Origin of the sequence: Cocleimonas flava, from assembly GCF_004339015.1 — a bacterium.
GTDB lineage: Bacteria > Pseudomonadota > Gammaproteobacteria > Thiotrichales > Thiotrichaceae > Cocleimonas > Cocleimonas flava.
The window spans coordinates 1,193,274-1,205,378 of sequence record NZ_SMFQ01000002.1; the positions used below are offsets into that span (position 1 = coordinate 1,193,274).

The 12,105-nt window shown below is 41.3% G+C and carries 12 protein-coding genes and 1 riboswitch; of the genes, 8 read left to right on the top strand and 4 right to left on the bottom strand.

Features of this window, described 5'->3' with window-relative positions:
• Positions 1-152: 152 nt before the first annotated feature.
• On the bottom strand, positions 153-1,046 hold the full coding sequence (locus EV695_RS05435) for a DMT family transporter (RefSeq protein WP_207906953.1): 894 nt from the start codon (positions 1,044-1,046) through the stop codon (positions 153-155).
• A gap of 259 nt (positions 1,047-1,305) precedes the next feature.
• Positions 1,306-1,463, top strand: a riboswitch (FMN riboswitch).
• Positions 1,464-1,575: 112 nt separating this feature from the next.
• Here EV695_RS05435 and EV695_RS05440 point away from each other — a divergent pair.
• The 6 genes from EV695_RS05440 to EV695_RS05465 all read left to right on the top strand — a co-directional run bounded on the left by EV695_RS05440 (position 1,576) and on the right by EV695_RS05465 (position 6,482).
• Positions 1,576-2,061: a 6,7-dimethyl-8-ribityllumazine synthase gene (locus EV695_RS05440; protein WP_131904876.1), complete on the top strand. Its 486-nt coding sequence runs from the start codon at positions 1,576-1,578 to the stop codon at positions 2,059-2,061.
• 199 nt (positions 2,062-2,260) lie between these two features.
• Positions 2,261-2,992: an SDR family NAD(P)-dependent oxidoreductase gene (locus tag EV695_RS05445; protein WP_243651480.1), complete on the top strand. Its 732-nt coding sequence runs from the start codon at positions 2,261-2,263 to the stop codon at positions 2,990-2,992.
• A 757-nt stretch (positions 2,993-3,749) separates the two neighbouring features.
• Positions 3,750-4,103, top strand: a complete 354-nt coding sequence (locus EV695_RS05450) for a BufA1 family periplasmic bufferin-type metallophore (protein WP_131904877.1) — start codon at positions 3,750-3,752, stop codon at positions 4,101-4,103.
• A gap of 89 nt (positions 4,104-4,192) precedes the next feature.
• Entirely contained in the window at positions 4,193-5,083 is an 891-nt protein-coding gene (locus EV695_RS05455) for an MbnB/TglH/ChrH family RiPP precursor modification enzyme (protein ID WP_207906954.1), read from the top strand.
• Positions 5,073-5,927: an HvfC/BufC N-terminal domain-containing protein gene (locus EV695_RS05460; protein WP_131904879.1), complete on the top strand. Its 855-nt coding sequence runs from the start codon at positions 5,073-5,075 to the stop codon at positions 5,925-5,927. The genes EV695_RS05455 and EV695_RS05460 overlap by 11 nt, the downstream gene beginning before the upstream one ends.
• Positions 5,928-5,948: 21 nt before the next feature.
• Complete coding sequence (locus tag EV695_RS05465; RefSeq protein ID WP_131904880.1) at positions 5,949-6,482, top strand: DoxX family protein; 534 nt, start codon at positions 5,949-5,951, stop codon at positions 6,480-6,482.
• A gap of 82 nt (positions 6,483-6,564) precedes the next feature.
• Here EV695_RS05465 and znuB read toward each other — a convergent pair whose 3' ends face one another.
• Together znuB and znuC are read right to left on the bottom strand one after the other, a co-directional pair.
• Positions 6,565-7,350: a zinc ABC transporter permease subunit ZnuB gene (gene znuB / locus EV695_RS05470; RefSeq protein ID WP_131904881.1), complete on the bottom strand. Its 786-nt coding sequence runs from the start codon at positions 7,348-7,350 to the stop codon at positions 6,565-6,567.
• The gene (znuC, locus tag EV695_RS05475) at positions 7,343-8,212 is read right to left on the bottom strand and encodes a zinc ABC transporter ATP-binding protein ZnuC (RefSeq protein WP_131904882.1); all 870 of its coding nucleotides are present in this window, start codon (positions 8,210-8,212) and stop codon (positions 7,343-7,345) included. Before znuC ends, znuB begins: the two co-directional genes overlap by 8 nt.
• Here znuC and EV695_RS05480 point away from each other — a divergent pair.
• Positions 8,211-9,440: a zinc ABC transporter substrate-binding protein gene (locus tag EV695_RS05480; RefSeq protein ID WP_131904883.1), complete on the top strand. Its 1,230-nt coding sequence runs from the start codon at positions 8,211-8,213 to the stop codon at positions 9,438-9,440. The genes znuC and EV695_RS05480 overlap by 2 nt on opposite strands.
• Positions 9,441-9,500: 60 nt before the next feature.
• On the opposite strand, the gene EV695_RS05485 is transcribed toward EV695_RS05480, so the two are convergent.
• A complete protein-coding gene (locus EV695_RS05485; RefSeq protein ID WP_131904884.1) occupies positions 9,501-10,469 on the bottom strand; it encodes a YbgA family protein in 969 nt (322 codons plus the stop codon).
• Positions 10,470-10,618: 149 nt separating this feature from the next.
• Between EV695_RS05485 and EV695_RS05490 the strand changes: the two genes are divergently transcribed.
• Positions 10,619-12,040: a cryptochrome/photolyase family protein gene (locus EV695_RS05490; protein WP_131904885.1), complete on the top strand. Its 1,422-nt coding sequence runs from the start codon at positions 10,619-10,621 to the stop codon at positions 12,038-12,040.
• Positions 12,041-12,105: the final 65 nt, after the last annotated feature.

Below are 12,105 nucleotides of genomic sequence, written 5' to 3' on the forward strand. Positions count from 1 at the left end.
TATCTTTGGCTGTTTGATTAGCCATTTGTGAAAAACAGGCGTGTGATTTTGTATTTAAAATCACACGCCTGCACTTTCTGACAGTACTTGAACATTGAGGGTTTGATTGATTTGGCCTGAGTTTTTCAACAACTCAGCAAAACTCTCAAGCATCATTTTCGATCAGCGACTCGTTTGCGCGTTAACGCTATCCCCAAAATTATCAATAACATCGCCGCTAGGCTAGTCCATTCAATCGCTTCGCCCAAAATAAGCGCACCAGTGAAATACGCCACTGCAGGAATCACGTAATTAATATATGAAAGAAAGGTTGGGCCTGCCGAGCTGATAACGGCAAACAAAATAATGGTGGCAAATGCCGTTGGACCGACACCTAACCACAATAACGATAAGGTGGGTTTTAAAGAGTAGCTTTGTTGCCACGGTAAATCTTGCCACAACCACAATGGCACGATAACAATGCTGGAAATTATCATTACGCCAGCTGCCGTTACAATAGGGTTATAGGAAGGCAAGCGCCGCACCAAAATGGCATTTATCGCATAGCTAAAGGTGGCGAGTAAAATCAATAGACCACTCAGTAAGTTACTGTGAACGCCGACTATAGATGGCCAAAGCACAATTGCCACACCAGATATGCCCAATAGAAAACCGAGTATTTTAAAGCGGTTGAGACTTTCCCCTGCCACAAAATAATGCGCCAAAATCATCGTCGCCAGCGGCATAAACGCCATCAATAAACCCGCGATGCCCGAGCTAACATCCTTCTGACCTGTAGAGATCAGAAAAAACGGTAACAGGTTGCCCATAATTCCCAATAGTAGAAACACCGCCCAGGCCAATGGGTCGGAAGGCAATCGCAAACCTTTAGTAAATAAGAAAAGCGTCAAAATAATCGCTGCAATCAACACCCTAAGAGAGACTATACCCACAGGGCTAAAACTTTGCAGTGAGACAGCGGTAAACATAAATGATGTTCCCCACAGAAGAATAAGCAACAGTAGAGAAAACCAGTCTTTAACAGTAGGTGTGTCGTTGAGAGTCAAGAGTATGAGGCGGTTAACATGATTAGTGGAGTGTAGACGACGCCTTCTTATTTTGTTGATCTTTTTAAAGATTAAATACCTTTTAATGACTTGCTAAAAAGCGATGAATAATGGGTTCAGTGTATGTGTTAATTGCAGGCAATTTTAAGCATCTTGTATGGTTAGTAAAACTAACATAAGGGTAGAGAGCCCAAGAAAACGCTAAATTATTCCAAGAAAGATATTTATCTTTTAAGACTATTGGATTAAGATTTTTTCCGTAAGTCTTCGGGGTTGGGTGTAATTCCCTACCGGCGGTAAAGTTTTCAACATTGTTGATGAAAACAAGCCCGCGAGCGTCAAAGTGATAACTTTGAGTCAGCAGATTTGGTGTAATTCCAAAGCCGACGGTTAAAGTCCGGATGATAGAAGTTTACAGGTTGTAAGTCCTATCTAAGGTCTTAGCGCGTGCGTTCTAGAAATGCCTTCGCGTTTTCCTGCGTTATTTCTTCATGCCCATTATTGTTAATTGTAAAAATGGTAGTGAAAAATGAATAATCATAATCAAGCAAAAATTTGTTATATCCAATCCTCATGGCATAAAAACATTGTCAATGAGCTTAAAAATTCGTGTATAAATACTCTAATTGAGCAAGGAATTGCAAAAGAGAATATTAGCGAAGTTGATGTACCCGGCGCTCTTGAAATACCTTTGCAGGCAAAACTGCGAGCAGAAACAGGGCAGTACTCTTTAATTATCGTTGCAGGATTAATTGTTGATGGCGGTATTTATCGTCACGAATTTGTCGCTGATAGCATAATTAAATCGATTATGGACATTCAGCTAGATACTCGAATCCCCATTATTCACTCCATAATGACGCCAATTAATTTCCACGAAGGCGCTGAACACGAAGCGTTCTTTTTTAAACACTTTGCGACAAAAGGCAAAGAGGCCGCGGAAGCCTGTATCCAGACTTTAAATAACTGCGAAGATGTTAAGCAGTATTCCCATGAAAAATTGAAAATTGCCTAAAAGTAGAAATGTTTTCACAACACACTAAAGCCCAGCGACGATTTCTTATGGAATCGTCGATGGGTAATGGTCAAACCAGCTTAAATATTATGTAAATAAGATTTAAGCCACCCCCCTACTTATAGAGGGTTTTTTGCTTAAGGTCGGTTAAACACCTATAACAAAGACTGACATTGATCTATCTAATCGGATAAGCCTTTTGAAAGAAACCACAAATTTTCTTATCGCAGGTGCCACAGGTGGCATCGGCCATGCAATCTGCGAAGCATTAGCAATTCGTTATCCTGATGCAACCTTGATTCGAATGGCGCGCAATCTGGAAAAATTAACTGCCCTGAGTTGCAAAACTATCGATATCCAGTTTGATCTGGCTTCGGAAGATTCTTTACTGCAAGCAATAGAACAAATCCCTGCGGATATTAATATCGACTGGGCCTTTATAGCCTCAGGTTGGTTGCACGATGAACATACGCAACCAGAGAAAACCTATCGAAGCCTGTCGGCTGAACAACTAGCACAATCGTTTAGTTTAAATGCCATTGGCCCGTCATTGCTGGTGAAGTATTTATTAGAACAAAACGACAAGAAACATCCGCTTAAAATCGGCGTGCTATCTGCGCGAGTCGGGAGTATTAGCGATAACCGCCTTGGTGGCTGGCATTCGTATCGCGCCAGTAAAGCCGCTTTGAATATGCTGATAAAAAATTATGCGATTGAGCTTACTCGTATGAAAAGACCCGTGGTTATCGTTGGCTTGCAACCCGGAACAACAGACACCTTATTATCAGCACCGTTTCAACAAGGCGTTCCAGAAGGGCATTTACAAATGCCAGAATTTACCGCCAGTAAATTGATTGATGTTGTGGATAATTTAAAGCCCGACGATAGTGGTTACCTATTCGATTTCTTAGGTGAGAAATTCGAGCCTTAAAGCGTGTTGTTAACTGCATATCGGAGGCTTGGAATCTGTTGGCTGATTTAGCCACCCTCCTACTTTAGGGCACTTTTTTCTATACCTTTACAAAGCAACTGAATTATTAACGATGATATCAAAGCTCAAAAAGGTTCTTATCATGATCAGCCTGAGTATTCAGATAGGCGTTTACTCTGTTTTATAAACCCTATTGAATGCGGCCTTCTATCGTAAGTATTTGATTTTAGGTATCGAGAAAAGTATATTTACCTTTCTAGCAAATAATTTTCGTATGGTTTTTTAAGAGCGAAAAATAAGCGCGGATAGTTTCATCTGAATCACTGAAGCAAGCAACTTTAACAGTTCTTCTTTATACGTTGTGCGTCGACTTGGTTTTGTATGAAATGATGTAATACCCCTCACGTTTAGTACTTTCCCATTGTAAGAAGTCATAATAATGGACAAGGTATGGTCTAGGTTCAGGTCTAAATATAAATTTCAAATCAAATTTCACAAGGACAGAAATTTGAAAACACGGCCTAAAGTAGGGGGGTGGGTAACAAACTGGTAATTAATGAACAATAAATAAAGAAAAAAGGAAATAAGGATAAATCCTTATGGTTTGTTAAGCCGGTAAAATATGTACTTTTTAAACTAACACTTTGTCTTTTAACGTTAAATTAAATTAATTTGATCTGAATTTCAAAATGTGTCGTATAACACTACAGATATCAAATGATGTCTTAAACCATTATTAATTAAGAGATTTATTACTATGAAAAATTCTACGAATTCTGCACTAATCGCTGGCGCTGCTCTAGCTGTTCTAACTTCTGTTGCTACTGCAAAGCCTAACGACCAATTAACAATTTCTGCAGATGCTTCTGATAGCGCTAAAAAGAGCTTTAATTCTTGGGTTGCAGGTGCTGAGATTTCAGGACGTAAAGATAAATGTTTCGGTATTGCATTAACAGCTGAGAACGATTGTGCAGCAGGTCCAGGTACAAGTTGTCAGGGTACTTCAACAAGTGATTTCCAGGGTAATGCATGGACTTATGCACCAAAAGGCACTTGTGAATTCATCAAGACACCAGTAGGCATGGGTTCTAAGTCTGAAATTAAAGCGTAATATTTCTAAGCTTTAATACACTGAATATGCAAAGTCATTTGGCCCAATTTGATTCGAAGCAGTCAACGCTGACAGGCGCGGGGATAAACTTGAAACCCCAGCACTATGAAGCAGCACTTTTATTAGCTGATGGACATTTTTCAGCTGACGCAGGCTCCCAGCCCAATGCTGTATCAGAACTCTGGTTTGAAGTTCATACCGAGAACTACTTCGTACAAGGCGGGCCAAGACTTCGTTATTTACAAGAAATCGCCGATCGCTTTCCGCTTAGCTTTCACGGCGTCGCAGGTTCTCTCGGATCCTTTAACGAGAAACCTGCCACTATTACTACCAGTCATTTGGCACAGGTATCCAGTTTAGTTAAACGTTTTAGCCCTGTGTTAGTGTCTGAACATGCGACTTGGTCAACAAGTCAGCATGCTTATTTTTCTGACTTATTGCCTTTGCCGCGAACACAACAGGCTTTGAATTGCCTTTGTGATGGTATTGATCGCTATCAAGAGGCGATAGGTCGTACTATTCTGATTGAAAATCCAACCAATTATTTAGATTTTATCTCAGAAATGGATGAAGCAGATTTCTTGATGGAAGCTGCAAACCGAACCGGAGCAGGATTACTGGTCGACGTAAATAATTTATACCTCAGCTACCGTAATACTGCTTTAAACCCTCAGCAATACCTGGAATCTTTAAATCCTGCCAAAGTCGGTGAGATTCACATAGCCGGTTTTGATGCCGACCCTAATTTTCCCGATGATTTATTAATCGACAGTCATGGAGCTCCAGTAGATGAAGCTGTGTGGGATTTATTAGAAACGGCTATTTCAATTTTAGGGCCTAAACCGGTGCTATTAGAACGTGATGATAATGTGCCCGAGTTTAGTGAGTTAATGACCGAGCGTAATCGCGCTTATTCGATTTTGATGGACTCATCCAGAATGGCTCAACAGCCTCAATTGGCGGTGACTAATGCCAGCTGATCATTCTTCACACAGTGAGTATTTGCGTGCATTTCAGCAATTCATGCAAACGGGAGAAAAAGCACAGTTAGCTTCTTTCCTCGAAGACAGCAGACCTGAAGCATTCTTAAGCGTTTACCGGAATGGTTTTATCCGAGCCAGTGTTTCTGCACTTGAAAGTAATTTCCCGACGCTGGTTAAACTTTGGGGAGACGACTACTTCGCACAAGTGGCAGGCGCTTATGTCAACGCTACACCGCCATCCAATGCAACGCTAATAGGCTATGGTTTTGAAAACCGTACCGAACAATCTGTGGATGATGAATTAGAGCCGTCAACCCTTAGCTTTTTAGAGTTCCTTCAGCAACATCTCGCTGAGGTGTTAGTTCAATTTCCTTATGTGCCTGATATCTGTCGTTTAGATCAAGCCTGGTTAGAATCACTCAATGAGAATGGAGAGTCGTTTCTAACACTTGAGGTTGTTCAGGATTTAATAGCACAAGGGGAAGATTTATCGGAATTACCATTAACAGTGGTTGATTCAAGCCGAGTGGTTGATCTGGAGTTCGATATCTTTGAATTATGGGGGCAACTGCGGTTCGGAGAAATTTCAGAAGACCATAAAATAGAGTTAAATCCACATCAGAACTCCGTGATTTTTTGGCAGATGGATTTACAGGTGCAAGCTAAACCTTTGTCTGCCGTTGAAGCGGTATTCATGAAGTGTTTGAAACAGACTGCAGATATTGATGAAGCAACAAAGCAGGCGTTGGCAATGGATGAAAGTTTTGATATTTCAACCTTATTTGCTGAGCTACTGAACGCCCATCTATTACAACGCTTACAAAAACTTCCACAAAAATAAAATTTAATCGAGTAACACGCTATGAATTTAATCCGATCATTTTATATTGCCGTATTTGAATGGCTGAATATATTGTTTAAACCACTGGCTATGCTGGGCTTACGCTGGCAACTTTTCAGTGTGTTCTTTTATTCTGGTTTAGCCAAATGGAATGGTTTTTTGAAACCCGATCCCGGCGTCTATGATTTATTTCTGTATGAGTTTTTCTGCCCTGAAGAACCACGAGAAGGCGCGCTTTTGCTGTGTGATCCTAAAACTTTAGAGTATGTGGATGGCTCATCTACCGTTGCTTATATTAAGTACTTTGCTGTAGCTGCAGGCGTGGCAGAAATCGTATTGCCACTAATGATCATCGTTGGATTGTTTACGAGATTTGCCGCACTAGGCATCCTCGGTATGACTATCTTTATCCAGTTAGCAGTATTCCCGACATGGTCGCACTGGGTGAATCCTGCAATGTGGTGGGCCGGAGTTGCGGCCGCATTGATTGTTATCGGGCCAGGTAAGTTGTCGCTAGATTACTGGTTGGGTTTAGAGAAAAAGACCAGCAAATAACTCCAGCAAGAATACACGAATACGATTCCAATTGTAATCGACGGCTTGTGCTGTCGATTACCGCAAGCTAAGCACCTTTTTCTTAAATACGTTTGCTAAAAACCTGGCTCAACAAAAATAAAGAAGAAGCAGCTACTACGATCGATGGGCCCGCAGGCGTGTCCCATAAGAAAGAAGCGCTTAATCCCAGAATCACAGAAATACAGCCCACGACGATAGCAAGCACTGCCATTTGTTCTGGTGTTTTAGAGAATTGTCTAGCCGTTGCCGCGGGTATAATTAACAGTGATGTGATTAGCAAGGCGCCGATTATTTTCATCGCTATTGCCACCAAAACCGCAATCAGCAATGTATAGATCGCGCTGATTAGTGAGATATTAACGCCTTCTACCAAAGCCAGTTCTTCATGTACGGTTAATGATAATAATGGTTTCCAGATCACGGTGAGTACGGCTAAAACCACCCCCACACTTACAGCGATTAATCCTAAATCTGTCCATGTAACCGCGAGGATGTCACCGAATAACCATGCATTCAAATCAACCCGCATGCCATGCACAAAGCTGATTAAGACTAAGCCTAGCGACAATGCGCTGTGTGAAATGATGCCGAGTAGGGCGTCGCTACCCAGTCGTTTTTGCCGCTGCGATAGTATCAGTAAGGCAGCGACCAATAATGTAGAAACCAGGATGCCAATATTCACATTGATCGACATGAGCATGCCGAGAGCCACACCTAATATCGCTGAGTGAGATAAGGTATCGCCAAAATATGCCATCCGACGCCAGAGTAGAAAAGCACCTAATGGGCCGGCAATTAATGCAATCGCGACGCCTGCCAGAATGGCGCGGACTAAAAAATCATCCATGCGTGTGTTTTTCCTGCTCTTTAGTTGTTACTTTTTCAATGGCGATATCTGTATGTTCATGATGCGAATGATTGTGGTCTGCATGTTTACATTCGCCCACCACAACATCACCGTTTAACTCGTGACAATGATTATGGTGATGGGTGTAAACAGCTAAACCTTCGGCGGGTAAATTGCCAAATAGTCGCTGATATTCTGGGTGTTTGCTGACATCATCCGGTTGTCCGCTACAGCAGATATGCTGATTTAAGCACAGCACCTGATCTGTTTTTTGCATCACTAAATGTAAGTCATGAGAAACCATTAAAACACCGAAACCATAGGTGTTTTTTAAGGCGGCAATTTGTTCGTAAAGCTCTGCTTGGCCGGTAACATCAACACCTTGTGCAGGTTCGTCGAGTATCAGTAATTCGGGTTTACGTAGCAATGCTCGTGCCAGTAAAACGCGCTGAAATTCGCCGCCAGATAATTGTTGAATCGCTTGTTTTGCAAGGTGCTTAACCCCGGTTTCTTCTAACGCGTCTTTTGCTTTTGCGGTATTGCTAAATGATCGGGAAGACAGCGACACAAACCGTTCTACAGTAAGCGGCAACAGTGAGTCGATTGCCATTTTTTGTGGGACATAACCAATGCGTAATTTGGGTTTTCGATACACCCCCCCACTTTGAGCCGTTTCTAATCCTAAAAGAATGCGAATCAGTGTCGATTTGCCTGCGCCATTAGGGCCAATAACCGTCAGGATTTTTCCTGCTTGCAATTGCAGGCTTACATCATGCAGAATCGTCTTCCCTTGCAGGCTAAGGTTGATATGATCTAGCGAAGCCAGTAACTCAACATTTTTATTTTGGATAGGATCAGACATGCGCGGTATTGTACTCTTTTTTTTGCTTTCTGGAATGCTCACTGCGTGTGGAAATAATGGTGGCGATAAAGAGTCGGTAGAAAACAAAGCAGAAAACAAAGCAGAAACTAAAACAGTAACCGAAAAAATTAAAGTATCCGAACCATTACATATTGTTACCACGATTAAGCCATTGCAATCGATTGTTTTGGCGATTTTGGGTGATCAGTTAGAAGACCATGTGAGTAGTTTTCAACTAATCCCCGACTATTCATCACCGCATAATGCCAGTTTTAAGCCTTCTGATATTCGTAAAGTGTCGCAGGCGGATATCATTTTCCGTATCGATGAGCACATGGAAGTGATGCTAAACCCTTTGCTGGAAAAGCATAAAGACAAACTCATCTCATTAGCCGAAGTTGAAGGTATCGCGTTAATAGACTGGGATAGCATGCGCAAAGCAAAAAACAAAATATTAAAACAAGCGGCGCTGGAATTGGGACATGGCGAACATGATCACGATCATGAGCCACACGAAGGTCATGTCGATGGTGACGAACATGAATCTCATGCGTCTGAAGCGTCTGAAGTAAAACCTGATGATAATGTTGAAGTCAGCTCTGAGACCATTTCTGAGACTAGTCCCGAGACCAAAGCTGAAGAGGAAGCATTAACATCTAAAGAAGTCATTGCTGAAACGAAAATTTTCGATAGTCATAATCATGGGAAACAGGATATGCATATCTGGACATCCCCCAAAAATGCACTATTAATGGCACGTAAAATCACTCAGGAATTGTCCAGGCTAGACCCAGAGAATCAGAAAATATACGAGAAAAATCTGGATACGTTTGACGCTAAACTGGGTCAGGAGTCAATGCAGATAACGCAGCAATTAAATGGTAAAACAGCCATTCCGTATATTGTGTTTCATAATTCATGGCAGTATTTTGCACACGAATTTGGAATCGCCGATCCAATCGTTCTTAATACACATGAAGGTTTAACAAGTGGAGCGAAGAAACTAAGCGCAACCCGCCAGTTAATTTCTGATTTGAATATACGTTGCGTTTTTACTGGCCCAGATATCACAAAATCTCAGGTAGATAATTTGCTGCCTAAAAATGCCAGTAAGGAAATAAGAGTGGTAGAAATAGATGTACTTGCCAGAAAAATAGAGCCAAACCAAGATGCATATCTTGGTTGGCTCAACAATATGGGCAAAGCCATATCGAACTGCTTGCAATAGTATTAATTGGGAGATTTCACTATTGCCAGCGGTACCTTGAAAACCAGAAGCTGCTAGCAACTACCAACGCAGCTCAACTGGGAATGGAGAAAGATAACGCTGTTTAGCAATGTAGTCATTAGGGTGTCTCGAAAAATGATGCTTGAGCAATGTAAGCGGCATTATTAATGGCACTTCGCCTTTTTGAAAAGACATAATGCTATTTAACAATTCCTGACGGTCATCGCTATCAATCTTCTTTCGTAAGTAACCCATAATGTGCTGTAACGCATTAGTGTGACGTTTACGGTCTGGTTGTTTCTTTAGTACATTCATTGCCAGTGAGATGTACGACTCAGCTAACTCATCGATATCGGCACTGCCTGCTGTGGCGATCATTTGACCGAGTTCGCGAGCAATGTGCTGGTTGTGCGCCATAAACAAATATTTTTGTTGTGCATGGAAGTTTACCAGGCCACGTGGTGTGATACCTTCTTTAACCATACACTGCCAGTCGTTGTATAAGTAAACACGGGTGAGGAAGCTTTCACGAAGATTTACATCGTTCAAGCGGCCTTCTTCTTCCATTGGCATGTGTGGGAAGTGCTCTTTGATTACAGCCGCGTAAATGCCAACGCCGTCTTTATGTACAAAATGTCCTTCAGGGCTGTACACCTTTACACGTTCCATGCCGCAACTAGGTGAGTCCTTCTTGAAAATATAACCACTGATATCAGATAGATAATTTTTTGCGATCATCTCTGAGTATTCATGTAGGTCATTGGTAAAATCTAATTCGTTATTTTTAACATCTACTGCGTACGCTTTTTTACCATCATCTTCTGACTTACGTACTAAACGAATAGGTTTACGAGGGATACCCATACCTATGGCAACTTCAGGACAAAATGTCTGGAAATCAAAAAAACGGGCTAATGTATTTTGAATATATTGACTGCGCTTGTGTCCGCCATCAAAGCGAACTTCATTGCCAAGAAGGCAACTGCTGATACCGAGTTTTAGTTTTGGGAAATTATTGTTACTTAGCATTTCAGTCTCCTGAAGTAGGTTATTTTCAATCAGTATACATGGCTATACATAAGTTGTACAATTAATTTAAATAGTTATACAATTATGATCAAAATAGAGTTGTATATTTAATAATTTAAGGCGTTTAAACGCGCTAAGGAAAAGCATTTATGATTGGTATCGTCTGGTTTAGGCAAGATTTACGGTTAGCGGATAACGCTGCATTGCTACACGCGTGCAATGAGTGTGATGTCGTAATCCCCGTATTTATTGACGATGCTATGGAGGAAAGTATTAGTAGTATTGGTGGTGCAAGTAGTGCCTGGTTACATCGAAGCTTAGAAAGTTTGTCAGCAGATTTAAGCTCTCAGCAGTCAAAGTTAATTTTTAGGCAGGGCGAACCGTTAAAGGTTTTAAGCGAACTGATCAATGAAACTAAGGCTACACATCTGTACTGGAATCGTTGCTATGAGCCAAAAGTAAGAAAACGCGACGAAGAAATTAAAACGACCTTAAGTAAGCAAATCTTAAGCAAGCAAATAAAGGTAAAAAGTTTTAAAGGCAGTTTATTACTGGAGCCATGGGAGGTATCAAAACAAGACGATACACCGTATCGCGTATTTACGCCTTATTGGAAAGCATTGGTACAAAAACTCATCCTTACATCGCCGTATGAAATGCCATCGGATTTAAAGCCGGCAGAAAAGTGGCCAGATTCTTTAGAGCTTAATCAACTTAAACTTCTCCCTCAGGAACCTATCCCAAGATGGGATGAAGCAATGATGAAGCATTGGAAAGTAGGCGAAGATGCTGCACATGATGCATTGCATGAGTTTTTAGAAGATGGCGTACAAAACTACAAAGAAAAACGAGACTTCCCTGCAATTGGTGGCACTTCGTTACTTTCACCACATTTACACTTTGGTGAAATAAGCCCATTACAGGTATTTCACTACAGCAATATGCATAAAGCACAAAACCCGCATCACGATCACGGCGTTGGACATATTTTACGTCAAGTCGTGTGGCGTGAGTTTGCCTATGCATTGTTGTACCACTTTCCTGAAACGGTTACCGATCCTTTATTCGAAAAATACAAAGGATTTGAATGGCGTAACAATGAAGAAGAATTAAAACGCTGGCAGCAGGGTAATACGGGTTTTCCTATCATTGATGCGGGTATGCGAGAGCTTTGGCAAACAGGTTATATGCATAATCGTGTCAGGATGATCGCTGCGTCCTTCTTAACCAAAAATTTATTAATTCATTGGCACAAGGGCGAAGCATGGTTTCGCGATACTTTGGTTGATGCAGATATCGCCAATAACACAATGGGTTGGCAATGGGTTGCAGGAAGTGGTGCGGATGCTGCGCCGTACTACCGAATATTTAACCCTGTGTTACAAAGCAATAAATTTGATGGCAAGGCAGAATACATTCGTCGGTGGGTTCCAGAGCTAAGTAAACTGGATAATAAAGCGATTCATCAGCCTTCTGAAGAGCAAGCAAAGCAATGCAATTACCCAGAAGCGATGGTTGATCTGAAAGCTACGAGAGAGCGTGCGCTTGATAGATACTCCCAAATTAAATAGTGCCTTAGCTTATTTAATCAGAATTTAATCAGAGAATTAGTAATAGCAAATTAGTTAAAAGCCAC